22 protein-coding genes, 1 tRNA gene and 2 pseudogenes are annotated in these 26,191 nt (G+C 59.4%); 9 read left to right on the top strand and 16 right to left on the bottom strand.

Features of this window, described 5'->3' with window-relative positions:
• Nucleotides 1-10: 10 nt before the first annotated feature.
• The 7 genes and pseudogenes from hflX to BFR47_RS02700 form a co-directional block, all read right to left on the bottom strand.
• A complete protein-coding gene (hflX, locus tag BFR47_RS02730) occupies nucleotides 11-1,297 on the bottom strand; it encodes a ribosome rescue GTPase HflX (RefSeq protein ID WP_071471646.1) in 1,287 nt (428 codons plus the stop codon).
• Nucleotides 1,298-1,372: 75 nt separating this feature from the next.
• On the bottom strand, nucleotides 1,373-1,639 hold the full coding sequence (hfq, locus tag BFR47_RS02725) for an RNA chaperone Hfq (RefSeq protein WP_071471645.1): 267 nt from the start codon (nucleotides 1,637-1,639) through the stop codon (nucleotides 1,373-1,375).
• A gap of 45 nt (nucleotides 1,640-1,684) precedes the next feature.
• A complete protein-coding gene (miaA, locus tag BFR47_RS02720) occupies nucleotides 1,685-2,620 on the bottom strand; it encodes a tRNA (adenosine(37)-N6)-dimethylallyltransferase MiaA (RefSeq protein ID WP_071471644.1) in 936 nt (311 codons plus the stop codon).
• Nucleotides 2,610-4,442, bottom strand: a complete 1,833-nt coding sequence (gene mutL, locus BFR47_RS02715) for a DNA mismatch repair endonuclease MutL (protein WP_071471643.1) — start codon at nucleotides 4,440-4,442, stop codon at nucleotides 2,610-2,612. The genes miaA and mutL overlap by 11 nt, the downstream gene beginning before the upstream one ends.
• Before the next feature lies 1 nt (nucleotide 4,443).
• Nucleotides 4,444-5,759 (bottom strand): annotated as a pseudogene (locus BFR47_RS02710) (N-acetylmuramoyl-L-alanine amidase).
• Nucleotides 5,756-6,223: a tRNA (adenosine(37)-N6)-threonylcarbamoyltransferase complex ATPase subunit type 1 TsaE gene (tsaE, locus tag BFR47_RS02705; RefSeq protein WP_071471642.1), complete on the bottom strand. Its 468-nt coding sequence runs from the start codon at nucleotides 6,221-6,223 to the stop codon at nucleotides 5,756-5,758. Before tsaE ends, BFR47_RS02710 begins: the two are co-directional and overlap by 4 nt.
• Nucleotides 6,186-7,733 (bottom strand): NAD(P)H-hydrate dehydratase, encoded by a 1,548-nt coding sequence (locus tag BFR47_RS02700; RefSeq protein WP_071471641.1) that lies wholly within the window; start codon nucleotides 7,731-7,733, stop codon nucleotides 6,186-6,188. Before BFR47_RS02700 ends, tsaE begins: the two co-directional genes overlap by 38 nt.
• Between BFR47_RS02700 and queG the strand changes: the two genes are divergently transcribed.
• Nucleotides 7,732-8,859: a tRNA epoxyqueuosine(34) reductase QueG gene (queG, locus tag BFR47_RS02695; protein ID WP_071471671.1), complete on the top strand. Its 1,128-nt coding sequence runs from the start codon at nucleotides 7,732-7,734 to the stop codon at nucleotides 8,857-8,859. The genes BFR47_RS02700 and queG overlap by 2 nt on opposite strands.
• 143 nt (nucleotides 8,860-9,002) lie before the next feature.
• On the opposite strand, the gene BFR47_RS02690 is transcribed toward queG, so the two are convergent.
• Nucleotides 9,003-9,078, bottom strand: a tRNA-Gly gene (locus tag BFR47_RS02690).
• A gap of 144 nt (nucleotides 9,079-9,222) precedes the next feature.
• Nucleotides 9,223-9,768 carry an oligoribonuclease gene (gene orn / locus BFR47_RS02685; RefSeq protein ID WP_071471640.1) on the bottom strand — a complete coding sequence of 182 codons (546 nt, stop codon included), beginning with the start codon at nucleotides 9,766-9,768 and terminating at the stop codon, nucleotides 9,223-9,225.
• An 87-nt stretch (nucleotides 9,769-9,855) separates the two neighbouring features.
• Between orn and rsgA the strand changes: the two genes are divergently transcribed.
• The 5 genes from rsgA (at nucleotide 9,856) to BFR47_RS02660 (ending at nucleotide 16,711) form a co-directional block, all read left to right on the top strand.
• Nucleotides 9,856-10,890 (top strand): small ribosomal subunit biogenesis GTPase RsgA, encoded by a 1,035-nt coding sequence (gene rsgA / locus BFR47_RS02680; protein ID WP_071471639.1) that lies wholly within the window; start codon nucleotides 9,856-9,858, stop codon nucleotides 10,888-10,890.
• A gap of 29 nt (nucleotides 10,891-10,919) precedes the next feature.
• A complete protein-coding gene (gene asd, locus BFR47_RS02675; RefSeq protein WP_139215088.1) occupies nucleotides 10,920-11,780 on the top strand; it encodes an archaetidylserine decarboxylase in 861 nt (286 codons plus the stop codon).
• 64 nt (nucleotides 11,781-11,844) lie between these two features.
• Nucleotides 11,845-15,168, top strand: a complete 3,324-nt coding sequence (mscM, locus tag BFR47_RS02670) for a miniconductance mechanosensitive channel MscM (protein ID WP_071471638.1) — start codon at nucleotides 11,845-11,847, stop codon at nucleotides 15,166-15,168.
• A gap of 38 nt (nucleotides 15,169-15,206) precedes the next feature.
• On the top strand, nucleotides 15,207-16,094 hold the full coding sequence (locus tag BFR47_RS02665) for a LysR substrate-binding domain-containing protein (RefSeq protein WP_071471637.1): 888 nt from the start codon (nucleotides 15,207-15,209) through the stop codon (nucleotides 16,092-16,094).
• Nucleotides 16,095-16,210: 116 nt separating this feature from the next.
• Nucleotides 16,211-16,711: a DUF4136 domain-containing protein gene (locus BFR47_RS02660; protein ID WP_245748772.1), complete on the top strand. Its 501-nt coding sequence runs from the start codon at nucleotides 16,211-16,213 to the stop codon at nucleotides 16,709-16,711.
• Nucleotides 16,712-16,728: 17 nt separating this feature from the next.
• Here BFR47_RS02660 and epmA read toward each other — a convergent pair whose 3' ends face one another.
• Both epmA and BFR47_RS02650 read right to left on the bottom strand, forming a co-directional pair.
• On the bottom strand, nucleotides 16,729-17,703 hold the full coding sequence (gene epmA / locus BFR47_RS02655) for an elongation factor P--(R)-beta-lysine ligase (protein ID WP_071471636.1): 975 nt from the start codon (nucleotides 17,701-17,703) through the stop codon (nucleotides 16,729-16,731).
• 53 nt (nucleotides 17,704-17,756) lie between these two features.
• Nucleotides 17,757-18,155 carry a VOC family protein gene (locus tag BFR47_RS02650; RefSeq protein WP_071471635.1) on the bottom strand — a complete coding sequence of 133 codons (399 nt, stop codon included), beginning with the start codon at nucleotides 18,153-18,155 and terminating at the stop codon, nucleotides 17,757-17,759.
• A gap of 247 nt (nucleotides 18,156-18,402) precedes the next feature.
• Here BFR47_RS02650 and BFR47_RS02645 point away from each other — a divergent pair, with 247 nt between their 5' ends.
• Nucleotides 18,403-19,446, top strand: coding sequence for a GMP reductase (locus tag BFR47_RS02645; RefSeq protein ID WP_071471634.1), 1,044 nt, complete (start codon nucleotides 18,403-18,405; stop codon nucleotides 19,444-19,446).
• A 51-nt stretch (nucleotides 19,447-19,497) separates the two neighbouring features.
• On the opposite strand, the gene efp is transcribed toward BFR47_RS02645, so the two are convergent.
• Nucleotides 19,498-20,064, bottom strand: coding sequence for an elongation factor P (gene efp, locus BFR47_RS02640; RefSeq protein ID WP_071471633.1), 567 nt, complete (start codon nucleotides 20,062-20,064; stop codon nucleotides 19,498-19,500).
• Between the two features lie 42 nt (nucleotides 20,065-20,106).
• Here efp and epmB point away from each other — a divergent pair, with 42 nt between their 5' ends.
• Together epmB and BFR47_RS02630 are read left to right on the top strand one after the other, a co-directional pair.
• Nucleotides 20,107-21,126: an EF-P beta-lysylation protein EpmB gene (gene epmB, locus BFR47_RS02635; protein WP_217645427.1), complete on the top strand. Its 1,020-nt coding sequence runs from the start codon at nucleotides 20,107-20,109 to the stop codon at nucleotides 21,124-21,126.
• Between the two features lie 9 nt (nucleotides 21,127-21,135).
• Entirely contained in the window at nucleotides 21,136-21,444 is a 309-nt protein-coding gene (locus tag BFR47_RS02630; RefSeq protein WP_071471631.1) for a hypothetical protein, read from the top strand.
• 32 nt (nucleotides 21,445-21,476) lie between these two features.
• Here BFR47_RS02630 and BFR47_RS02625 read toward each other — a convergent pair whose 3' ends face one another.
• The 4 genes and pseudogenes from BFR47_RS02625 to BFR47_RS02610 all read right to left on the bottom strand — a co-directional run bounded on the left by BFR47_RS02625 (nucleotide 21,477) and on the right by BFR47_RS02610 (nucleotide 26,136).
• Nucleotides 21,477-23,411: a bifunctional diguanylate cyclase/phosphodiesterase gene (locus BFR47_RS02625; protein ID WP_071471630.1), complete on the bottom strand. Its 1,935-nt coding sequence runs from the start codon at nucleotides 23,409-23,411 to the stop codon at nucleotides 21,477-21,479.
• Nucleotides 23,408-23,905, bottom strand: coding sequence for a putative pterin-binding protein (locus BFR47_RS02620; RefSeq protein ID WP_071471629.1), 498 nt, complete (start codon nucleotides 23,903-23,905; stop codon nucleotides 23,408-23,410). The genes BFR47_RS02625 and BFR47_RS02620 overlap by 4 nt, the downstream gene beginning before the upstream one ends.
• Before the next feature lie 267 nt (nucleotides 23,906-24,172).
• A pseudogene (groL, locus tag BFR47_RS02615) lies at nucleotides 24,173-25,809 on the bottom strand (chaperonin GroEL).
• A 36-nt stretch (nucleotides 25,810-25,845) separates the two neighbouring features.
• Nucleotides 25,846-26,136 (bottom strand): co-chaperone GroES, encoded by a 291-nt coding sequence (locus BFR47_RS02610; protein WP_071471628.1) that lies wholly within the window; start codon nucleotides 26,134-26,136, stop codon nucleotides 25,846-25,848.
• Nucleotides 26,137-26,191: the final 55 nt, after the last annotated feature.

Below are 26,191 nucleotides of genomic sequence, written 5' to 3'. Positions count from 1 at the left end.
TACCAAGCAATCAATCGCTTATAAAGCGCTCTAGCTGTTCACCTTCCTGTTTAAGCAGGCGTTGCCAATCGGCCTGCTGTAACCGGATATCGACCACAAACTCTCCCTGCTCCCCGAAGGACTCCTGCACTACCCCATTCAGGGCATAGAGTCTGCTGCGCAGCCTGGACGCCGACGGTGGCAGGGTCAGCCGGTGTTCCACCAGCACCCCGGCCAACAGCCGGTTCAAGGCATCCAGCAGACCGTCGATTCCCAGTGCTTCTTGCGCCGAAAGCCAAACGGCCCGGGGCTGCCCCTGCTCATCCAGCTCGATACGGCTGCTGGGTTGTTCCAGTTTATCTATCTTGTTGAATACCAGCAGCATCGGCACTTCATCGGCATCAATCTGCTCGAGCACCGAATTCACTTCGTCGATATTCTCCCGCATCTGCTCATCGGCACAGTCCACCACATGCAGCAACAAGTCCGCATCCCGGGTTTCCTGCAGCGTGGCCTTGAAGGCGGCGATCAGATCATGAGGCAGATGACGAATAAAACCGACGGTATCGGCCAGGATCACCGGGCCGGCATCGGGCAGTTCAATCTTGCGCAGGGTCGGATCCAGAGTGGCGAACAGCTGATCCGCCGCATAGACTCCGGCCTGCGTCAGCCGGTTGAACAGGGTCGACTTGCCGGCGTTGGTATAGCCCACCAGCGATAATGTCGGGATCTCGTTACGCTTGCGCGCGCGCCGGCCCTGCTCCCGCTGACGGGACACCTTTTCCAGTCGTTTCTGGATATATTTGATGCGATCACGCAGCAATCGACGGTCGGTTTCGAGCTGGGTTTCCCCTGGCCCACGCAGGCCGATACCGCCTTTCTGTCGCTCCAGGTGGGTCCAACCTCTGACCAGGCGGGTCGACAGATGACGCAACTGGGCCAGTTCGACCTGTAGCTTGCCTTCGTGGGTTCGGGCGCGCTGGGCGAAGATGTCCAGGATCAGACCGGTACGATCCAGCACCCGGCACTTCACTTCCCGCTCCAGGTTACGTTCCTGAGCCGGGCTCAGGCTGTGGTTGAAGATCACCACATCGGCCTGATGCATCTGCACCAGCGACGCCAGCTCTTCTACCTTGCCGGTGCCGGCAAAATACTTGGACTGAGGCGAGCCCCGGCTGCCGGTGAGCACGGCGCAGGTGGTTACCCCGGCAGAGTCGGCCAGTAATTCCAGCTCTTCGAGATCTTCCCGCTCGTCGTCGTCGGCAAAATTAATATGAACCAAAATGGCGGACTCGCCACCTTGATAACGCTCAAACAAGGCGCTTCCTCCATTGTTCAGAACAGACGCACGGCAATGGGCTGCAAGGTTGCAGCAAAAGACGGTGAGTCAAGATCAATCTTGATTCTGTTCGGGTTCGGCCGGCTCGGCACCCGCCACCGGCGGTGTCTGGTGATTGACCGGACGGGACGGGACTACGGTCGAAATGGCATGTTTGTACACCATCTGACTGACGGTATTTTTAAGCAGAATAACGAATTGATCGAATGACTCTACCTGTCCCTGTAACTTGATGCCATTCACCAGATAAATAGAGACCGGGACCCGCTCTCGTCGCAGCGCATTCAGAAACGGATCCTGCAAAGATTGTCCCTTAGCCATCTTGTTGTCCTTATTTTTTGTCATAGTGGAAAATTGTTATTGTTGTCATTCATTATTAGCCCGCCTGATCTGTGCGATCACATCATGGCAGACGTCTTTATTATCCGTATCCAGCCAATGCAAATCCGGCCATCCTCTGAGCCAGGTCAGCTGCCGCTTGGCCAGCTGACGGGTCGCGGCAATGCCTCGTTCCACCATTTCATCATAGCCGACAACCCCTTCCAGGTAATCCCACATCTGGCGATAGCCGACACAACGTATGGACGGCAGATCCGGATGCAGATCGCCCCGCTCATACAGTGCCCTGACTTCCTGCTCGAAGCCCTGGGTCAGCATCAGCCGGAAACGCTCGGCAATACGCCGGTGCAGCTCGGCTCGCTCAGTTGGCGCAATCGCGAACTGTAACACTTTGTAAGGCAAGGGATCACCCTTGCTCTGCGTTAATTCTGTGAGCGTTTTACCGGAAATACGAAAAACTTCCAGCGCCCGGGACAGCCGCTGCGGATCGTTAGGGTGGATGCGCGCCGCCGCCACCGGGTCGAGTTCGGCCAGCTGCTCGTGCAGGGTGTCCCAGCCATGTTGCCGGGCCTCGGTCTCGATTTGTGCGCGAATGGCGGCATCGGCAGCGGGCAACGGCGACAACCCTTCCAGCAGGGCCTTGAAATAGAGCATGGTGCCGCCGACCAGCAGCGGGATCCGGCCGGCCGCCGAAATCTCGGCCATCGCCGCCAGCGCATCGTTGCGGAAGTTGGCGGCGGAATAGGCGTCTCTGGGATCCAGCAAATCGATCAGGCGGTGAGGCACCACCGCCAACTCGTCGGGGGTGGGTTTGGCCGTACCGATATCCATGCCCCGATACACCAATGCCGAGTCGACGCTGATCAGTTCGCAGGGCAATTGCCGGCAGAGCTCCATGGCCAGACCGGTTTTCCCCGAAGCTGTGGGGCCCATCAAAAATACTGCAAGGGGTTTAGTCCCCATCTGTCCACCTGTCTAGTTGTTGCTCTATTGCCACCGGTTGCAGGAACGGCAGCTCGTCAAGCCTGCTCGGCAAAGCCGGCAACAACCGCTGCCACAAGGCCACCGCTTCGGCCATCGACCACCGTTGCGGCCCCGGTTTTCCCTGCGCGGCCAGCCACTGGCACAACGCCGATGGCTCCGCCTCCCGATCCAGCCGCACCAGTAACTCGGGAAACAGCCGCGCCAGATCCGCATGGCGCAACGGCTGCGGCACCCGGGTCAGAATAATGGTGTCGCCAGTGCCGGTTTTCAACTCTATCCCCAGTTTTTGCAACCGGTCCTGATATCGCTCCAGTGCCGCCTGTTGCTCCGGTTCGAGGGATATGCGGATCGGCAACAACAGCGGTTGCGGTGTCAGTCCCTGCTGCCAGACGTCAAACAAGGCCAGGCCATCGGCGTAGGCCTGGGCTCGATGGAGGTCACACAGCCAGAGTTGCTGCTGATGCAGTACCACCAGCCCCCGCTCCCTGACCAGCAGCAGCGGTTGACCATGCTCGAAGCTCGGTGCATGCACCGTCGGTGATACCGACTGATCAACTCGGTGCTGGGGTGACGGCGGTGTTGGTGAATGGCGCCCCGGTGCATGTTCGGCGGGCGCCAGCGTCGTCAGCAGGCTGTCGAGGCCCCGCCATTCCCCCCGGCTGACCGCCGCCGGCCGAGGCTCCCGGGCCGCCATTGCCCCGCCATAACCGTGACGGGGCGCCTGATAGCTGACCGGCTCGCGCGTTCTGGCCGACATGTCATCCGGCGGTGCCGGTTCTTCATCCGTGCCGGTATCGGGCAGCGGCTGCTGCTCCAGCACCTGTAACAGCACCTGGCAGATAAAGTCATGTACCAGCCGGGACTGATGAAACCGCACCTCATGCTTGGCCGGATGCACATTCACGTCCACTTCCCGCGCATCCAGCTCCAGATAGAGCACAAAGGCTCCATGCCCCTCGGCCGGCAGACGATCACCATAGGCCTGGCGTACCGCATGATTGAGCAGCTTGTCCCGCATCATGCGGCCATTCACGTAGGTATACTGCACATCCGGCTGGGCCCGGGCCGCTTCCGGCGGTGCCAGCCAGCCCCATAACCGCAGGCCATGGTGTTCGCTGTCGAGCTTCAACGCCGAGTTCATGAAGGCCGGACCACAGACCGCCGCCAGCCGTTTGTCCTGCTGGGACGGCAACCGCCCGGCGCGATACTGGCGTACCTGCTTGCCGTTATGACGCAGCACCAGATCGACGTCGAAGCGACTCAAGCCGATGCGGCGAATCACCTCGTCGATATGACCGAACTCGGTTTTTTCGGTACGCATGAATTTGCGCCGCGCCGGCGTGTTAAAAAACAAATCGCTCACTTCCAACGTGGTGCCCTCGGGATGCGAGGCCGGCTGAAGCTTGACCTCCATGTCCCGACCTTCCGCCATCGCCTGCCAGGCCTCGCCTTGTCCGGCCGGCCTGGAGGTCAGCGTCAGTCGTGACACCGAGCTTATCGACGCCAGGGCTTCGCCACGAAAGCCCAGACTCAGGATCTGCTCCAGATCTTCCAGAGTGCTGACCTTGGAGGTGGCATGACGCGACAGGGCCAGGGTCAGTTCGTCCTTGCCGATACCACAGCCGTTATCACGGATGCGGATCAGCTTGGCGCCTCCCTTCTCGATATCCACCTCGATACGGGTAGCCCCCGCATCCAAGCTGTTTTCCACCAGCTCCTTCACCACCGAAGCCGGTCGTTCCACCACCTCACCGGCGGCAATCTGGTTCGCCAGCCGGGCCGGGAGTATCTGGATTGGCATATCAGCTCCCCGGAATATCCAGCACCTGACCGATGCGGACCACATCGGACTTCAGGCTGTTATGACCCTTCAGTCGGCTGACGCTGATACCGTAACGCTGAGCGATCAACGACAGGCTTTCTCCGCTCTGCACCTTGTGCTGACGCGCCGGGCCACCGGATGGCTGACTGGCCATCATGGTGCCACCGGGCGGATTTTGCCGGTAATAGGACTTGAGCCCGTTGAATACCGCCTGCGCCACCTGCTGCTGATGCGCCGCGGTCAGCAGCAACTGCTCTTCCTGCGGGTTGGAAATAAATCCGGCTTCAACCAACAGCGAAGGGATATCCGGTGACTTGAGCACCGCCAGACTGGCATGCTCCGGCTTGCGCTTGTGCAGCCGTACCACCTTGCTCATGGCAGACAGGATGTGTTCGCTGATGGCGTAACTGTCGGCCCGGGACTTGTCCATCGACAAGTCGAGAAAGGTGCGGGTCAGGTAGGGGTTGCCATCGGTCTGGGAAATCACGGCGCCCACTCCTCCCAACAGCTCCGACTGACGCTCTTGCTTTTCCAGCCAGCCGGCCATCTCCCGGTTGGCTCTGTTGGACGACAACACCCATACCGAGGCGCCACGCGGCCCGCTGTTGGCCACGCTGTCCGCATGAATGGACAGCAGCAGATCCGCCTTGGCCTTGCGTGCAATCTCGGAGCGCCGGTTGAGATTGACATAGTAATCACCGGTACGGGTCAGCACCGCCCTCATGCCCGGATCTTTATTGATGATGTCGGCCAGACGGCGGGAAATGGCGAGCGTTATGTGTTTTTCACGGTTTTTTCTCGGTCCTATGCGCCCGGGTCTTCACCCCCATGCCCCGGATCGATGGCGATGATGATTTCTTTCTGTCCCACCGGGGCCGCCTTGCGTACGACCTGCTGCGGAGCCCGGCTCTGATCGGCATAAGGCAGGTCGATCACCAGTCGGTGGCCATAGTCACCGGCCGGTGCCAGCGGAAAGACCACCGGCTTGACTCCGGACTTGAGCTCGAATACCAGTCGGTAGCTGCTCGGCACCGGTGGCTTACTGCTTCGAATCCGGGTGATCAGCTCGCTGTTATTGTTGATCGCGGCAAATTTGACCCGGCCCTGGGTCTGCTTCAGATCCACCACCAGACGATGAGGACCATTGAGCATAAAATACTCGTAGGCTGGTGCCGAGCCCATATCGAGCACGATGCGGGTGTTATCCGGCGACGGCCAGATACGGATACTTTCAAGCTGGTTTGCCCAGGCCGATACGCTGAACCACAAACAGAAAAATGCCAGTATCGACTTCACGTTTTTATTTTCTCCAGTAACGCCACGCCAGTCGGGGTGCGGGCTTCCATTAATGCCTGTCGTTGTATGCCTTGATAGCTCAGTGTCACTTCCAGATCCGGCGGCGGCAGCATGCCATGGCCACGCTGTGGCCATTCCACCAGACAGAGACTATCCGGAGTAAAATAATCACGAATGCCCATGTACTCCAGCTCTTCCGGATCGGCCAGGCGATACAGATCGAAGTGATAGACCTGCCAGCCACCGGCCTGATAGGGTTCAACCAGGGTATAGGTCGGGCTTTTCACCTTGCCTTCATGTCCCAGCGCCTGGATTATCCCGCGGCTCAGGGTGGTTTTCCCCGCGCCCAGATCACCATGCAGGAAAATGATGCTCGCCTCGCAACAGGATTGCGCCAGTTTTTTACCCAACGCCAGGGTCTGTTGCTCATCGGCAAGCGTCAGGGTCAGAGTGTTTGTTGTCATGTTCATCATGTTGATTAATAAGACTTCTGAGTGAAGAGAGTAAATCCGATGCCAATAATCCGAGCATACCGCCACCTTTGGCGGCACTGTCACCGGCCATGCCATGAAGACATACCGCCACCGAGGCAGCATTAAAGGGAGTCAGTCCCTGGGCTATAAAGGCGCCAATTATACCAGATAACAAATCGCCCATCCCGCCCGACGCCATGCCGGGATTACCATAATGACATAATCTGACATGGTGCTCATCTGCGATCAGAGAGCCGGCGCCTTTCAATACCACCACACCGCCATATTTTTGCTGAATGGCCCGCACCGCCGCCAGTCGATCCGCCTCTATCTCGGCAGTATTGCAATCCAGCAGCATCGCCGCCTCCCCCGGATGAGGCGTCAGCACCCAGGGCCGCCGCACCGGTAAATCATCCTGCCGACAAGCCAGCCACCAGAGCCCGTCCGCATCGATCACCATGGGCTTATCTGCCTCAAGCCCGACCTCGTACGCCGCCTCAAACAGGTCATGAGACCAGACGTCTCGTCCCAGACCGGGCCCCAGCACCAGAGCATCACCCCAGTGCCAGTCGTCAAAGCCGGGAAAAGCCGCCGTCATCAGCTCGGGTCGAGGCAGATTAAGCAGATGCGCATGGGCCGGATGGCTGAGCAGCCGCACCAGCCCGGTGGCGCAACGCAGCGCCGCTTCGCCGGCCAGACGAACGGCACCATTCATACCTTCATTGCCACCAACAATCAGCAAGCGTCCGGCTTCGCCCTTGTGGGCACCACGGCGGCGGCGGGGCAACTGTCGTCGCAGTTGATCCCAGTGCATCAGGCTGGCTACCGGTGTTTGTTGCAAGCGGGGCTGAATGCCCAGGCTCGCCAGCAGTACCTGACCGGTGACATCGGGTCCGCGTCCGGTCAGCAAGCCGGCCTTGAGTCCGATAAAGGACAGGGTCATGCAGGCTTCGACAGACTCGCCCAGTATGCGTCCGGTATCGGCGCAGAGCCCGGACGGCACATCCACCGCCAGCACCGGTGCGGGGGTTTGATTGATCAGGCGAATATGGCGCCGGGCATTTTCCCTTACGTCGCCACTGAGGCCGGTACCGAGCAAGGCATCGATAATCAGATCGGGCGTATCCTGCAGCGCATTCAGGCTTTCGATGGCGCCGCCATCGGCCCGATAGTGATCCCGGGCGATGGCGGCGTCGCCGCTCAGTTGCTCGGCATCACCCAACTGTACCAGCTGCACCCGAATACCGGCCGCCCGGGCCAGGCGAGCCACCACGTAGCCGTCACCGCCGTTGTTGCCACCGCCGGTGAACACCCACCAGTGCCGGGCGTCGGGCCAACGGTCCCGGGACAGTTCGAACAGCGCCAGCCCCGCCCGGGTCATCAGCTCGAACATGGCCATGCCACAGGCGGCCGCCGCCTGCCGCTCGCCCTTCCGGATCTGCTCCGAGCTCCACAGCGACTGTGTTAAACTGTGAGACTTTTCCAGACCGATAATGCCCATGACCGCTCCCGACTTTGAGACTTTGGCCCACGATATCAAGCTCTGGGCAGCAGAGCTAGGCTTTGACCAGGTGGGTATTACCGATACCGATCTCGCCGAACAGGAGCCGCTGCTGGCCGACTGGCTGGACCAGGGTTATCACGGTGAAATGGACTACATGGCCCGCCACGGCATGATGCGCGCCCGCCCGCACGAACTGCTGCCCGGCACCCTGAGGGTGATCTCGGTGCGCATGAACTACCTGCCGGAGCAGGCGGCCATTGCCCGGGTGCTGAGCAACGCCGAGCAGGGCTATATCAGCCGCTATGCCCTGGGCCGGGATTATCACAAGGTGCTGCGGCAACGACTGAAGAAACTGGCCGATAAAATCGAGCAACGGGCGAGCGACCTGGTCGCTCGCCCCTTTGTCGATTCGGCACCGGTACTGGAACGTCCGCTGGCGGCCAAGGCCGGCCTCGGCTGGACCGGCAAGCACTCGCTGCTGCTCAATCGCCAGCAGGGCTCCTTCTTCTTTCTCGGGGAATTGCTGGTCAACCTGCCCCTGCCTATCGACCAGCCGGTGGAAGAAGGCTGCGGTAAATGCGTGGCCTGCATCACCGCCTGCCCCACCGGCGCCATCGTCGCCCCTTATGTGGTGGATGCCCGCCGCTGTATCTCCTATCTCACCATCGAGCTGGACGGCCCCATACCCGAGGAGCTTCGCCCGCTGATGGGTAACCGCATCTACGGCTGCGACGACTGCCAGTTGATTTGCCCCTGGAATCGGTTCGCCAATGCCAGTCAGGAGCCGGACTTTGCCGCCCGGGACAACCTGCATGCGCCCGAGCTGCTGGCGCTGTTCGACTGGAGCGAAGCCCACTTCCTCAAGCAGACCGAAGGCAGTCCCATCCGGCGCATCGGCCATCGGCGCTGGCTGCGCAATATCGCCGTGGCCCTGGGCAATGCCCCGGCCAGTCCGGCCATCATCGCCGCTCTGGAGCAGAAACGGGAAGAAGCAGATGAAATGGTGCAGGAGCATATCGACTGGGCCCTGGCCCGACAGCGGGCCGGACTGGCACAGGTGGACCGCAAGACGGAACGGCTGATCCGGGCGGTGGACAAGGGCATGCCCAAACACGCCCGCTGATGATCTGTAGCATCGGTTTGGCCTAACGCAGATACACCGGAATGAAGCAGATCATTTGCTTAATGGGGTGGATGCGTAAGTGCTTGATGGAGAGACAGAGACAAATACAAAAAAACCGACCATAAGGTCGGTTTTTTTGTATTTGGAGCGGGAAACGAGATTCGAACTCGCGACCCCAACCTTGGCAAGGTTGTGCTCTACCAGCTGAGCTATTCCCGCAGATTTCTTTTGTAGGCAGCGGCTTGCTTCACAATTGCGACTGGCTACGGGAGGCGAATTATACGAACCGATTAATCGAATGCAAGACTTTTTTCGTCCCCGCTTTCCGTTTGGCGAAAACATCGGCATCAGAGCGAAATACACTCAGATTTTGAACACCGTCTCCCGGTAGAACTGCAGTTCGGCAATGGACTCGCGGATATCATCCAGTGCCTGATGGCTGCCTTTTTTGGTGAACTGCGCCAACAAAGCCGGCTGCCAGCGGCGCACCAGTTCCTTGACGGTGCTGACATCCACATTGCGGTAATGGAAGAAGGCTTCCAGCGTCGGCATGTGTCGAACCAGAAAACGCCGGTCCTGACCGATGGAGTTGCCACACAGCGGTGACGCCTGCTCCGGCACCCATTCACGTAGAAACGCCAGCGTCTGTGCCACCGCCTCTTCTTCAGTCACCTTGCTTGCCTGTACCCGCGCCACCAGTCCGGAACCGGTATGGGTACGCACGTTCCACTCGTCCATCTTGGCCAGCTCGGCCTCGTTTTGATGAATGGCCAATACCGGTCCTTCGGCCAGTATATTCAGCTCTTTGTCGGTGATGATGCTGGCGATTTCGATAATCTTGTGTTCATCCGGCTCCAGGCCGGTCATCTCCAGATCGATCCAGACCAGATTTTCTGCATTTTGGCTCATGTTATCTCGCAAGCAAGGTGGCAATAGGGACAAGTTCCAGCGGGAAAGTGTATCATAGCCGGCAATGAAAGCAGGTTCGAGGATATCGTGACCAAGAAAAAAAAGCTCAGCAAAGGCCAGAAACGACGGGTCAGTGATAATCACAGCCGTCGTCTCAAGCGCCAGTCGGCGGAAACCATCGACGACAGCCAGCTCGGCCCCCGGCAGGACGGGCTGGTGATCAGCCGATTCGGTCAGCACGCCGATATCGAAGACCATGAACGGCAGATCCATCGCTGCAACATGCGGCGTACCCTGTCGTCGCTGGTCACCGGCGATCGCGTGGTCTGGCGTCCGGGCCTCGATACCAGCCAGGGCATCAGCGGCGTGGTGGAAGCGGTACACCCCCGCAAGACCGTGCTGACCCGCCCCGACTACTATGACGGCATCAAGCCAGTCGCCGCCAACATCGACCAGATAGTGCTGGTGTCTTCGGTATTGCCGGAGCTGAGTTGCCACGTGATCGATCGCTATCTGGTGGCGGCCGAAGACGTCGAGATGCCGCCGATGATCGTGCTGAACAAGGCCGACCTGCTCAGCGCCCAACAGCGCCAACAGGCGGAGCAGGCACTGCAACGCTACCGTGATATCGGTTATCAGCTGTTACTGGTCAGTTGCGATACCGGCGAAGGACTGGACGAGCTCAAGGACGCCTTGAAGGATCATACCAGCATCTTCGTCGGTCAGTCCGGGGTGGGTAAATCCTCGCTGGTCAATGCGGTGATGCCGCATGTAGAAGCCATCACCGGCGCCGTGTCCGACAACTCCGGACTGGGCCAGCACACCACCACCACCGCCCGGCTCTATCATTTTCCGTCCGGCGGATCGCTTATCGACTCTCCCGGTATTCGCGAGTTTTCGCTCTGGCACCTGGCACCTGAACGAGTGGCCTGGTGTTTCCGCGAGTTTCGGGACTACCTCGGCGGTTGCCGCTTCCGCGACTGCAAGCACGGCAGCGATCCCGGCTGTTTGCTGCAGCAGGCGAAGGAAGAGGGACACATTCATCCCGAGCGTCTCGAGAGCTATCACCGCATCATGGATGCCATGGCCGACAAACCCAGTCGCCATCATCCCAAGGCCTGATTATCACCCCGTTATTTTTCGGAATCATCATGACAGACCATTTGAAAATTCTGCTGCAATACCTGCTCCCCAAACACCTGCTGTCTCGTCTCATTGGCCGCCTGGCCGCCATGGAAGGCGGCAAGCTGACTCAGTGGCTGATCCGGCGTTTTATCCGCCAGTATCGGGTCGACATGAGTGAAGCGCTGCATGAAGATCCAACCCACTATGCCAGCTTCAACGACTTCTTTACCCGCGCCCTTAAAGAAGACGCCCGCCCGCTGGTGGCCGGCGAACAACTGCTGGCCATGCCGGTCGACGGCGCCATCAGCCAGCTCGCCCCCATCTCCCAGGGCCGTATCATCCAGGCCAAGGGCCACGATTACAGTGCTCGCACCCTGCTCGGTGGCGACAAGGAGCTGGCCGCACCCTTCATGGGGGGCGATTTCGCCACCATCTATCTGGCACCCAGGGATTATCACCGTATCCACATGCCGATCGACGGTGTACTGAAAACCATGATTTATGTGCCGGGTGAGCTGTTCTCGGTCAACCCGCTGACCGCCTCCCGCGTCCCCGAGCTGTTTGCCCGCAACGAACGGGTCGTCTGCATTTTCGATACCCCGGCCGGCCCCATGTCACTGGTACTGGTGGGAGCCACCATAGTGGCCAGCATCGAAACCGTCTGGGCCGGCACCGTGACGCCGCCTGCGGGCAAGCGTATTCAGCGCTGGGATTATGATCCCGCTACCGCGCCCCGTCTGGCCAAAGGCGACGAGATGGGCCGTTTCAAACTGGGCAGTACCGTCGTCTGTTTGTTTGCGCCCGGCAGCGTTACACTGTCCGAAAGCCAGCTTCCCGGCACCCCTACTCGTATGGGGACTGAATTTGGCAGACTGAACCAGGATTAACCTGTATCGCCGCGGCCGGCACAAGCGGCCGCGGCCCGAACTTCCTTTTTGTTGAGAGCCAACCGTGTTTGCCCCCATCCTGTTGTTGTTAGCCTTACTGCTGCCGGCCCCACTGTTGGCCGATCAGAGCGTTGCCGATATCGAGGCGCTGCTGTCGGAAGTCCCCGAAGGGGATAAACCCGAACTGAAGAAACTGCGAGATAATTATAATCAGGCTCTGCAGCTGGTGCGGGAAGGCGAACGCTATAAAGAACAGACCAAGAGCCTCAAGAAATTCATGGATGAATATCCGGCCGAGCTCAAGAAACTGGAACAACAACAGGCCAGACTCAAGCCAACGGATACCGGTAACATTTCACAGCTGGATGAGGAAGGCGTACAACAGGCGCTGGTTGAAGCTCAGGCCCGACGGCTCGAACTCCGGCGTCAACGTGAAGAGCTGACCAATGCCCTCAACCTGCAGGAGCTGAGCAACAGCGGCCTGCACAACCTGCTCGACGATCTGCGCCAGCAACTTCGGCGCACCCAGCAAAATCTGGACGAGTTCCAGTTTGTCGAGGCTCAGGGGCGGCAACATACTGCCAACCGCATCCTCGCCATGGCACGGGAGCAGAGTCTGCAACGCCGGATCCAGGCGCTGGAGCTGGAACAGTTGTCCTCCGGGAACAGAGACAGCATCAACCGGCTGAAACTGGATATTCTGCAACGCCAGATACAGGATCAGGACGCCATCATCGAAGCCCTGCAGCAGCGCCAGAACGAATTGCGGCGCGCCACCACCGAAGCGGCCATTGCCGAAAGTGATCGACTGCTCGATGAAGTGGAAACCGACTCTCTGCTGCTGGCCGAACAACAGGCAGCCAACCAGCGCCTGTCGGGGCTGCTGAGTGAAAAAAGCCGGGAAGTGGAAGCGCTGCAACTGGAATACCAGGCGGTGGAGCGGGCCGCCTCCGAGCTGGCCGACATGAAAGCCAACCTCAAGGAGCAACTGGAGTGGCTGCAGGTCAGCCGCGGTTTCGGCGAAAACCTGCGCAACCGCCTGAGCGAACTGCCCGCCCCCTACTCCCTGCCCCAGCTTGAGGCCCGCATCGTGCAAAGCCGGGTCGACAAATACGGCTATCAGGAGTCGCTCGACAACCTGCGAAACAACAGCTATCGGACCGAATTGTTGCTGAGCGACAAGGCGCAGGGGATCACCGAGCAGCAACGACAACAAATAGATGAACTGCTGGACACCCAGCGTCGGCTGCTGGAGCGGCTGATCAGTGCCACCGACAACCAGATCCACGAACAGACCCGCCTGAAAGTGGCCTACAGCCGGCAAAACAGCCAGCTGCAGGAAATCCGGGCCCTCACCGACGAGCGCCTGTTCTGGCTGCCGGATTTGCGTCCCGTCGGCAGCCAGTTTCCGGCCGCGCTGATGGAAACCCTCGGCTGGTTGCTGACCCTATCGACCTGGACGGCGCTGCCCCAGACGCTGCTGCAGCAAAGCGGGGCCAGCCTGACCCTCTATGGTCTCAGCTCGGTGCTGGTGCTCTATCTGTGGATATTGAGCCGTCGCAGCCTGCGCGCCTATCTGGACAAAATCAGCGCCCATATCGGCAACGTGACCCAGGACAGATACGACTATACCTTCAATACCCTGCTGCTGAGCCTGCTGACCGCCATGCCGATACCGGCCCTGCTGTCGCTGCTCGGCAATGCGGTCGACTCGCCCTGGGCACCACAGGTGGTGGTCGCCCTGTCCCATGCCCTGCATCAACTGATGCTGCCGGTGTTTATCCTGCTGTTTGCCGGTAATCTGATGATGAGCAAAGGGCTGCTGGTGGTGCACTTCAACCTGCCCGTTGAGCGGGTGCGGCGAGTATGGCGCCAGTTCCAGACCCTGATGCTGGCCTTGCTCCCCGCCTTGCTGATGTTTTATGTGGCACAGGATTATCGGGATTTCTCCCTGTACGATACCCTGGGACGACTCAGCTTTATCGTGATCTGTCTGCTGACCAGCCTGTTTTCCTGGCGTCTGTATCAGGAAGATCTGCCACTGCTGGTCTCCCCGCCCCGGCAGGAACACCTGACTCTGGTGAACCATATTCTGTGGGGGCTGCTCATCGTCGCGCCGCTGCTGGCGCTGGTCGCCACCGTGATGGGCTATCTGTTTACCGCCCATACCCTGCTGCGCCAGCTGGAAATTTCGGTACTGGTCGGCATGAGTTTCCTCATGTTCTACTACCTGGTGCGGCGCTGGATGCTGATCCAGCGCCGGCGGCTGGCCTTCGAACGGGCCAAGGCCCGACGCGCCGAGATCATCGCCCAGCGCAAGGAAAAAGAAGACACCCCCGAAACCCAGACCAGTCCGGAGGCGGAAGCCGCCGCCGTGGCCGCCGTGGATCTGGACATCATCAGCGCCCAGTCGCTGGGGCTGCTGCGTTCGGCGCTGATGCTGGGCTATATTCTCAGCCTGATGCTGCTGTGGTCCGAGATCAATACCGCCTTCAGCTTCCTCGACAGCATAGAGGTGTGGCAGGTTTCCAGCTCCCTGGCCGGAGAAGACACCCTGGTACCCATCTCGCTCAAGGATCTGGTAATTGCCCTGTTCGTGGTGGTGCTGACCTGGATCACCGCTCGCAACCTGCCGGGCCTGATGGAGCTGAGCCTGCTGCAGCACCTGAACCTGTCACCGGGCACCGGCTTTGCCATTACCACCATTTCCAAATATCTGGTGCTGATGATCGGCGCCTTCACCACCTTCGCCATGCTGGGCATCGACTGGTCCAAGACCCAGTGGCTGGTGGCGGCCCTGTCGGTAGGCCTGGGTTTTGGTCTGCAGGAGATCTTCGCCAACTTCGTTTCTGGTCTGATCATCCTGTTCGAAAAACCGATTCGCATCGGCGATACCGTGACCATCCGCGAGCTGACCGGCACCGTCTCCAAGATCAAGACCCGTGCCACCACCATCGTCGACTGGGACAGACGCGAAATCATCGTGCCCAACAAGGCCTTTATCACCGAGCAGTTCGTCAACTGGTCGCTGTCCGATGCCATTACCCGAGTCAAACTGCTGGTACGGGTGCGACTCGACGCCGACATCGAACTGGTGCAGCAGATCACCCAGGAGGCCATCCGTGAATGCAGCCGGATCTTGGATAACCCGGTACCCGAAGTGTTTCTGGTGGAGCTGACCGACTCGGCGCTGGTCTATGAGGTCAGGGTCTATGTGGAAGACATGAGTCACCGTATGCCCATGACTCACGAGCTGCATAACCTGCTGCTGACCCGGTTGCGCCGGCACGATATCAGGATACCGCACCAGCAGGTGGATATCCGTCTGCTCGGTGAGCAGCCGATCCTCCCCTCCTCCCGGCGAGGTGACGATGTCAGACCGGCGTGAACCGCGAACAATGATGCACCGATACCTATGGGCCTGAAATGAACTTCACCCTCAAACAGCTGCGGCTCTTTGTCAGCGTGGCGGAAAACGGCAGCCTGAGCCGGGCCGCCGAATTGCTGGCGATGACTCAGTCCGCGGCCACCATGTCGTTGCAGGAGCTCGAACGCCAGCTGGCTCATCCGCTGTTCGACCGGGTCGGACGCCGACTCAGGCTCAACGCCTGGGGGCTCTGGCTGCTGCCGAGAGCGCAGAAAATACTGGCCGAAAGCTATCAGATCGAGCAGGGGTTCAAAGGCAAGAGCCCCATCGCCGGTCAGCTGCGCCTGGGCGCCAGCCGCACCATCGCCGATTATTGGATCCCGGAGCTGATCGACCACAGCGCCCGCCGTTACCCCCGGCTCGATATCCGGCTCAGCGTCGACAATACCCACAGCCTGTTGCAGCAGCTGTATCGTGGCACGCTGGAAATGGCACTGATTGAAGCCCATACTCAGGAAAAATGGCTCAAACTGGAACCCTGGTGTCAGGACGAGCTGGTGATTGTATGCAGACCACAGCACCCATTATGCCAGGAACAGAGCGTAACCCTGGCGCAGCTGGAAGACTGCGAATGGATACTGCGCGAGCCCGGCTCGGGTACCCGGGATACCTTTGAACAGGCGCTGCAGGGTCGCCTCGGGCCCTTGAACATTCGGCAGGAATATCCGCATCTGCCGACCATCAAGCGGCTGCTGCAATCCCGGGCCTGGCTCAGCTGCATGTCTCGACTCAGCGTGGCCGAGGAGCTGTCCAGTGGGCAGCTGGTCGCCCTACCGGTGCCCGAGCTGTCCCTGAGCCGTTATTTCTACTTCGCCTGGCACAAGGACAGGGGAGACCATCCCTCGCGCATGGCCCTGCTGGAGCTGGCCAGAGAAATATTGAATTAACACATAACGTTAAAGAAAATCAGCTCGACAACATATCCTCATAAACCAGCACGTCCCTTGCTTTTTCGGCCCGGCCGGGAGTAAATAAGCCATCACTCCCGGCCGGAGCTCTCTCCATGTCCATGTTCCGCCTGTTCGTTCTGGCACTGCTGCTGGGCGGCTGTGCCGCCCCCTACGACTATGCCGAAGACGTCGACTTTCACAGCTTCACCAGTGTGGCGCTGGCGCCGGATAACGATATCGGCTCCCTCGATGGCTCCCGCATCGGTGCGGCAACGAGGGCCATGCTGCCGGCACAGGGTCTGCGCCTGACCACCCCGGACCAGGCCTCCCTGTGGCTGCATTACCGGCTTCAGGAAGAGACCCGACTGCTGACGGTGATGCCACGCATGCTGTCCCCTCACCCTGGTTCATGGGACGACGATGAGCGGGTGTATGGGGCGGTGAAGGAACAAAAACTGGTGCTGTGGCTGACGCCACCACACAGCGACCGAATACTGTGGCGCAGCAGGCACCCTCGCGCCTTGCCCGGCGATAATATCAAGGGTGCAGAGCGCCGTCGGCGCATCGAACAGCAGGTCGCCGAGCTGCTGCAGAATTATCCGCCCCGGCCCTGAGGCGGCCGATTGCGGAGTCAGGCGCGGGTAACCGGAAAGGCAATCACCTGCTCCAGCCGCTCGGCACCGAGCGCCAGCATCACCAGGCGATCGACTCCCAGCGCCACCCCGGCACAATCCGGCAACCCGGCTTCCAGTGCGGCCAGAAGATATTCATCCACCGGTCGGGTCGGTAATCCACACCGGATACGCTCCCGATTATCCTGTTCGAACCGGCGGCGCTGCTCGCCGGCATCACTCAATTCGTGAAAGCCGTTGGCCAGCTCGACGCCCTTGAAATAGACCTCGAACCGCTCCGCCACCCGTTCATCCTGCGGACTGATCCGGGCCAGGGCCGCCTGACTGGCCGGAAAGTGATACACGAAGCAGGGCTCGGTCTGGCCGATGCGGGGCTCGACTCCCAGCGCAAACAGCAGTTGCAACAGGGTGTCTCTGTGATGTTCCCGCACCAGCAAATCATCGGCCCCCAGCCCTCGCCCGGCGGCCCGCAGCTGATCCATCGAACCGGTCAGCGGACAAACCCCCAGGGTGTCGATGAACGCCTGCTGGTAACTGAGTCGCGAGGGCGTACCGCCCCCCAGCACCAGCTGCAGCAGATCGGCCATTTCATCCATCAGCCGGTGATGGTCGAAGCCGGGTCGGTACCACTCCAGCATGGTAAATTCCGGGTTATGCAGCCGCCCGGCCTCTTCGTTGCGGTAGGCCTTGCAGATCTGGTAGATGGCCCCGCTGCCCGCCGCCAGCAGGCGCTTCATATGAAATTCCGGCGAGGTCTGCAGATAGAGCGCCAGCCCTTGTGCCATACCGGGGCCGACGAAACGGGTATCGAAGTTGTTCAGGTGTACATCGGTCACGCCGGCACTGGCCAGAGTCGGGGTATCGACTTCCAGCACGTCACGCTCGGCAAAGAAACCGCGGATCCGCGCCAGCAGCCGGGCTCGTTGTTGTAAAAACGCCAGAGAGGCCGTCGGCGGCCAGGTAGTTGAAGTCATGGAATCAGCGCCCAAAGCCGGGGATTTTACTCTTAATACGGGCGCTTGCCAGCCTAGAGGGAGCCTTTCAGCTCGATCTCATTCCCTTCCGGATCGAACAGATAAACCGACGGCCCTTCCCCCTCGGCACCATAACGTATCTCCGGCGCTTCGATGATCACCCCGTTCAGCGCGAGATAGGTGCAAAGCGCGTCGATATCGAAAGGATCTATTCTCAGACAGAAGTGATCCAGGTTGGCCTTGCGCTGTTCCGGTGCTTCACCGTCGCCCCCCAGCGGCCCGCGAATATCGACCAGATCGATAAGCTGCTCCCCGGCCCGCAATTGATAGAGACCAATATCATTTTTTTGGCGCTCCAGGGTACAACCGAGCACACGACAGTAAAAATCCAGCATCCGCTCCGGTTGCCTCACCCGCAGAACCAGATGGTCCAGCCCCAGTATTTTGAACATCACGCAATCCTCCGCTCAAGATGCTAACAGCATGCTGTAGTTTTGAACAAAATAACAGCACCGAGTTCCCATAACATCGACCCGGCATCCGTTTCCAGTCCTCGGTGTCCCATCCCCGGTCGGGATTGATTTCTTGAACAGAGAGTCAGAATAGTTGCAAAAAGTTTTCACAAACCTACAATGCTGAAAACCGGGGGCCTAAGAAACCCCCGGTTTTTTTGTGCCTGTCACTTACCGAGGTAATACCATGCGTATTGAAGAAGACTTGAAACTGGGCTTTAGTGATGTGCTGTTTCGCCCCAAGCGCTCTACTCTCAACAGCCGCTCTCAGGTAGAGCTGGGCCGCGAATTTGTGTTTAAGCATTCGGCTCGTCGCTGGGCCGGCGTGCCGATTATCGCCGCCAACATGGATACCGTTGCCACCTTTGCCATGGCCCGCGCCCTGGCCCGGCATCAAATCCTGACCGCGGTACACAAACATTACTCGGTAGCCGAGTGGCAGGCTTTCGTACAGGCGCAAACCGCCGATGTGCTGCAGCACGTTATCGTCTCCAGCGGCACCTCCGACAAGGATTTTGAAAAGCTGCAACAGATCCTGGCGCTGTCCGATGAACTCGGCTTTATCTGTATCGATGTGGCCAACGGTTACAGCGAGCACTTCACCTCTTTTGTCAGCAAGGCGCGCCGGCAATGGCCCGGGCACACCATTATCGCCGGCAACGTGGTCACCGGTGAGATGGTGGAAGAGTTGATCCTGTCCGGTGCCGATATCGTCAAGGTCGGCATCGGCCCGGGTTCGGTCTGTACCACCCGGGTCAAGACCGGCGTCGGCTATCCGCAGCTGTCGGCCATTATCGAGTGCGCCGATGCGGCTCACGGTCTGGGCGGACAAATCATCGGCGACGGTGGCTGTACCTGCCCTGGCGATGTGTCGAAGGCCTTTGGTGGCGGTGCCGACTTCGTAATGCTGGGTGGCATGCTGGCGGCCCACGAAGAATGCGGCGGTGAGCTGGTCGAGCGCGATGGCAAGACATTCATGAAGTTCTACGGCATGAGCTCCGCCAGCGCCATGGACAAACACGCCGGCGGCGTGGCCAGGTACAGGGCCGCCGAGGGCAAGACCGTCGAGCTGGCCTATCGCGGCCCGGTGGAAGACACCATTCAGGATATTCTGGGTGGTGTGCGCTCAACCTGTACCTATGTGGGAGCACAGCGTCTGAAAGAGCTGACCAAGCGCACCACCTTCATCCGGGTGCGGGAGCAGGAAAACAACGTCTACGGTAAAGAGTGATCAACAAAAACGGCGCCGAAAGGCGCCGTTTTATTGAGCAAGGCTCGCTGCTTACTTCACGCGGGAAACGTATTCACCGGAGCGGGTATCAACCTTCAGCACTTCACCAATCTGGATGAACAGCGGCACTCGTACCACGGCGCCGGTGGTCAGGGTGGCAGGCTTGCCGCCGGTGCCGGCGGTATCGCCTTTCAGGCCCGGGTCGGTTTCTACCACTTCCAGCTCGACGAAGTTGGGTGGTGTCACGGAAATCGCGGCACCGTTCCACAGCGTCAGGGTGCACACGTCCTGTTCTTTCAGCCACAACTTGGCATCAGACACGGCTTTCTCGTCGGCGGCCAGCTGCTCGAACGTCTCGTTGTTCATGAAGTGATAGAACTCGCCATCGTTGTACAGATAGGCCAGTTCCATATCCACCACATCGGCGGCTTCCACGGTGTCACCGGACTTGAAGGTTTTTTCCAGCATCTTGCCGTTGAGCAGACGACGGATCTTCACGCGGCTGAACGCCTGCCCCTTGCCGGGCTTGACGAATTCGTTTTCGACAATGGCACACGGCTCGCCATCCAGCATAATCTTTAGGCCGGCGCGGAAATCATTGGTACTATAAGAGGCCATTTTACCCTCGTGAGTTTGACAGAGTTGCAGAAAATGCCGGCAATGATACCCCTAAACGGGAGTGATTCACATATTAACTGGCAAAAAGAACTTGCCCAGGTCTTTACCTCTCCCGAACAACTGCTTGAGTACCTGGAACTGGATCCCGGCCCCTGGCAGGCAGGGCTGACCGCCCGTCGTTTGTTCCCCATGCGGGTGCCACGCCCCTTTGCCGACAAGATGGAAAAAGGTAATCCACACGACCCGCTGCTGCGCCAGGTATTACCTCTGGCCGAGGAGTTCCTGCAGGTTCCGGGCTTTGTCAAGGACCCGCTCGCAGAGCACGACAGCGCGCTCCCCGGTCTGTTGCACAAATACCGTTCACGGGTATTGCTGATAGTACGGGGTGGCTGTGCCGTCAATTGCCGCTATTGCTTTCGACGCCACTTCCCCTACGACGACAACAGTCCGGACAAGGCCGGCCGGGAGCGGGCGCTGGACTATATCGCCGCGCACCCGGAGATCAACGAGGTGATCCTCTCGGGCGGCGACCCGCTGATGGCCAAGGACGAGCATCTCGATACCCTGATCACCGGACTGGAAGCCATTCCGCATCTGAAGCGACTGCGTATCCATACCCGGCTGCCGGTGGTGATCCCGAGCCGGCTGACCGATGGGCTGCTGCAACGGCTCCGTCTCAGCCGACTGCAGACGGTGATGGTGCTGCACGTCAATCACGCCAATGAAGTGGACGACACGCTGGCAAGCACACTGCTGGACTGGCGCAGCGCCGGCATTACCCTGCTCAATCAGGGCGTGCTGCTGGCCGGGGTCAATGACGATGCCGACACCCTGAGCCGGCTGTCGGAGCGACTGTTTGAAGCCGGAGTCTTACCTTATTATCTATACCTGCTGGACAAGGTCGAAGGGGCCGCTCACTTTAACGTCGAGGAGCAACAGGCCAGGCAACTGATGGCCCAGCTGCTTACCCGACTGCCCGGTTTTCTGGTACCCAAGCTGGTGCGGGAAATCGGTGGCGAAACCAGCAAGACCCCTGTCGATCTTGGCCTTGAGCCCCGTTAAGGAGTACCCATGCACGATTCCGTCACTGCCAAACTGCATGACACCATTAAAGAGCTTTACCATCAGGCCATCGATGCCGATCAAAAACTGCAGGCCCTGCGCAACAAGGGACAGGCAAAATTCAGCGCCGTTCTGCGAGAAGACAGCCAGTTCATCACTCATGCGGATCATTTCATGCCCTATGTCGCCGAACTGGCGGAAGAGCTGGAGCTGCTGGAAATGGCCACCGATGATGAATATCAGGATCTGTTGTCGCGGATGGTGCACAAGATTCAGTTGCTGGCCGAAACCATCCACCACTTTGCACGACTGTCCTGACCGCCGCTACTGATGTCGCCTGGCGCCACCGACTACTGATAGCGGTGGCGCTTGAGCCAGTCGGTCACCTCTTGTACCGACAGCGTGCCGCCGACCGCCTCCCCCTGTACCAGCAGCGACTCGTTCATGATGCGAATCGCGTCCAGTTCGCCCTGATGATCGACCCCACAGCAAACCACCGGACGCTGCAGCACCCGTGCCAGCGCCAGCAGGGTATCCAGCTGATGTCGTGGTTCACCTTCGCGTTCGATACCGTTGCAAAAGGTCGGATCCAGCTTGAGCCAGCTAACCGGCATTCGGGACAGATATCCCCAGGCCGAGCCGCCGCTGCCGAAGTCGGACAGCAGGATGCGGATCCCCGCCGCACGGATCCCCGCCATCACGCTCAGGGATTCATGGACATCACGCATCGCCGTGGTTTCATTAACATCCAGTACCAGCGCATCGGCCTGCAGATCATGTTGCTCCAATAGCGGCATGATGAGGTGCTCCAGCCCGTGGCGAAACAGCGACGGCGACACCGTCAGACTGAGAAAAAGCGGTGCTCCATTCGCCTGCCGCCAGCCGGATAATGGTCGCAGCACCTGCGGCAATAACCACCTGAACACCCGCTCCGACAGCTGATATTGCTCGGTGATGCGCACCAGCTCCGCGGCCGGGATCATGCCAAAGCCAGGATGATGCCAGTTCAACAGCACCTGCAGGCCATGACATTCTCCGCCCTGTGAATCAACCAGCGGCTGCAACTGCAGGCTCAGGCTGTTGCTGTCCAGCGCCGCCGGCAGATCCCGGGCCAGCTGCTGCCGGCGCGACATGTCCTTCAACAAGGATGGATCGAAAATCACATAGGGCAGTTGCTCCCGCTTGCACTGTTCCAGCGCCAGCTCGCCCCGGGCCAGCAGATCCACCAGGTTGTCCGCATCTGCCGGATACAGCACCACCCCGATCAAGGGCTCCATGTAAAAGTCGTAGGCATCGATCGAGACCTTGTCGAGCAAAGCCTGGCGAAAACGGGACAGCTGGGCACGCACTTCTTCCAGCTCCACCACGCCGCGGGCCACGACCGCGATCTCTTGCGGTCCGGGCTGGGCGATGAATTCATGAGGGTGTAGGCTCTGCTGCAGACGATGGCTGAAGACCTGCCGCAACCGGTCGGCCACTTCGAAGCCGAAACGGTGCTGGTGCTGGGAAAAGTCCTTCAGCTCCAGCACCGTCACGCTAAAGGGAAGTCCCTGCTCGATCATCTGAGCCATGTGCCGTTGCAGTACGAAACGATTGGGCAGTCCAGTCAGCGGATCCTGCAATTGCTGCACCCGATACTGCCACAGTTGCCTCCACAGCAGCAGCAGCAGCAGCAGCAGCGTAATCCCGAACCCGATAATACGGGTATAAAGCTGCCTGCCCAGCTCTCGGTAAACCTGATCGTATTGCGTATAAAAGTGCACATTATTGTGCATAGTGGCGGTGACACTGCTGGACAGCGGCTCCAGATAAGGGCTCAATTCGGCCAGGATAAAGCGATAGGTAGGAGAGCCGGGTTGCAACTCCATCACCGAGGATTCCAACCCCTGGACCCGCGTTTCAATCTGCTGGAGCAGCAGCCACAAGTCGGGCCGGGCGCTGATGGAGTCCTTGAACTGGCTATTGAGCAGTACCGGTGTCCGGCTCCAGAGAATATCGTAGCGCAGCATCAGATCGTCCTGACTGATGGCATCTGCATGCCGTAATCGCACCGCATCCAGAAAACGTCCCAACTCCAGTTGCAACTGCATCATCGACCAGGGCATTTCGTAAGCACGCTGCTCCAGCAGGTCGTTATGCTGCCGGATATTCATGAGGGAATGTGTCGCCCCTCCCCCAAAAATAACCATGATCAGCAACAGCAGGCCGCCGAGCATTATCTTGAGCGGATGAACACGGCCGTATTGATTGCCGGGATGCTCGGACGAAGAAATGAAGGGGCTCATTCCGGCTCCGAGTGAACTCGAATCACCCTGAGCTGCCAGGCCATGAAATGCCGGAAGTTGGCCTGCTGTGTCTCGGACAGCCGATCAAAAGGCAGCATCAGCCACAAGGGCCCCTTATTGCGACGGCTCATTACCCGGCCATTATCCTGCCAGGCCAGAATAGGAGAAAAGGGAGCGACCTGCGACCAGTCGACGGTCACGCTGAAACCGTTCAAAGCCTCAAGATACAGGCTCGTGACCCGGCGATGACCGAACAACTGCCCCAGCAGCAGTACCAGATCGGGCCCTCGGTATTGATGGGGTTCAGACACCCAGGGATGGGCCGTGATGATCTTGCCCTGGGGCAAGGCCTGCAACTCGCTCAGACTGTAGTCTATCCGCTCATACTGTCGACCATCGAGCCGCATGTCCCCATACAGGGTCAGCACCACGGGTTCCGCGGCCAGAGCCTGCCACGACAGCAGCAACATCAGCACCCCGCCTATCAGTCTCATTACCACACTTCTCCTTACAACCGACAAACCGGGCTCATGGCCGGCAAGAATGGACCATGCCCCGGCAAATAAGGACTCAAAAGCAGCTGAATTTATCATATTGATATCAACAGGCACCATCTCTAAATCACCCGGCCGGGCCAGGGGCCGCCTTATCATTCAGGCTGTCGGTCACATGTACACACTCCATAAATAGCAAAACCGGGCCACTGGGGCCCGGTTTGTTAGGTCATGGTCTGAGACCAGGAGGTATCAATGTGATTTAGATCACATCATGCCACCCATGCCACCCATGCCACCCATGTCCGGCATGGCCGGTGCATCGTCCTTCGGCAGATCGGTCACCATCGCTTCGGTGGTGATCATCAGACCGGCCACGGAAGCGGCGAACTGCAGCGCAGAACGGGTGACCTTGGTCGGATCCAGGATACCCATGGCCAGCATGTCGCCGTAGGTATCGTTACCGGCGTTGTAACCGAAGTTACCTTCACCGTCCTTGATTTTGGATACCACAACGGAGGCTTCTTCGCCGGCGTTGGTAACGATCTGGCGCAGCGGAGACTCCATGGCGCGCAGGGCAACCTTGATACCCACGTTCTGGTCTTCGTTGTCGCCACGCAGTTCGCCCAGCTTGCTGGCAACGCGAACCAGAGCCACACCGCCGCCCGGGACCACACCTTCTTCTACCGCAGCACGAGTGGCGTGCAGGGCATCGTCAACGCGGGCTTTCTTCTCTTTCATTGCCATTTCGGTGGCAGCACCGACCTTGATTACGGCAACACCGCCGGCCAGCTTGGCCACGCGCTCTTGCAGCTTCTCTTTGTCGTAATCGGAAGAAGAATCTTCGATCTGCTGGCGGATTTGCGCCACGCGAGCTTCAATGGAAGCCACTTCACCCACGCCATCGATAATGGTGGTGTTGTCTTTGGTGATGACCACGCGCTTGGCACGGCCCAGATCTTCCAGGGTCGCTTTTTCCAGCTCCAGACCCACTTCTTCGGAGATCACGGTACCACCGGTCAGGATGGCGATATCCTGCAGCATGGCCTTGCGACGGTCGCCGAAGCCCGGGGCTTTCACGCCGGCTACTTTAACGATGCCACGCATGTTGTTCACCACCAGGGTGGCCAGGCTTCGCCTTCCACGTCTTCGGCAACCAGCAGCAGCGGCTTGGATTGCTTGGCTACGCCTTCCAGTACCGGCAGCAGTTCGCGGATGTTGGAGACTTTCTTGTCAACCAGCAGGATGAAGGGGTCGTCCAGTTCCACGGTACCGGTTTCCTGCTTGTTGATGAAGTAGGGAGACAGGTAGCCACGATCGAACTGCATGCCTTCTACCACGTCCAGCTCGTCCTGCAGGCCCTGGCCTTCTTCCACGGTGATAACACCGTCGGTGCCGACTTTTTCCATGGCTTCGGCAATCAGCGCGCCCACGGTTTCGTCGGAGTTGGCGGAGATGGTACCAACCTGAGCGATGGCAGTGGTGTCTTTACAGGGTACAGACAGGCCTTTCAGCTCTTCTACGGCCTGGATCACGGCCTTGTCGATACCGCGCTTCAGGTCCATCGGGTTCATGCCGGCGGCTACCGCTTTCAGACCTTCGTTAACGATGGACTGAGCCAGTACGGTGGCGGTGGTGGTGCCGTCACCGGCTTCGTCGTTGGCCTTGGAAGCCACTTCTTTCACCATCTGGGCGCCCATGTTCTCGAACTTGTCTTCCAGCTCGATTTCCTTGGCCACGGACACGCCGTCCTTGGTGATGGTCGGAGCACCGAAGGACTTGTCCAGTACCACGTTACGGCCTTTCGGGCCCAGGGTCACTTTTACGGCATCGGCCAGGATGTTCACGCCTTTCAGCATTTTTACGCGGGCGTCGTTACCAAATTTAACGTCTTTAGCTGCCATTGTTCATATTCCTTTTAAAGTAGATAAACCGGATGATTATTCGACGATAGCCAGAATGTCGTTTTCGGACAGGATCAGAACTTCCTTACCGTCCAGCTTCTCGGTTTTCACACCGAAGCCTTCGTTGAAAATAACCTTGTCACCCACTTTGACGGACATGGCTTTGACTTCACCGCTGTCCAGCGTGCGGCCATTACCTACCGCCAGCACCTCACCACGGGTGGATTTTTCGGCGGCAGAGCCGGTCAAAACGATGCCTCCGGCAGATTTGGACTCGGCTTCAATACGCTTGATAATAACGCGATCGTGCAATGGACGAATGTTCATCGATAACTCTCCTGATGAGTGTTGTTACCTAGTGAGATAAACGGCCGGCGGCCGC

It is taken from the genome of Oceanisphaera psychrotolerans (assembly GCF_001870485.1).
In the GTDB taxonomy this organism is placed as follows: domain Bacteria; phylum Pseudomonadota; class Gammaproteobacteria; order Enterobacterales; family Aeromonadaceae; genus Oceanimonas; species Oceanimonas psychrotolerans.
The sequence above is the reverse complement of the archived record's forward strand: the minus strand, read 5'-3'. Positions and strand labels throughout refer to the sequence as shown.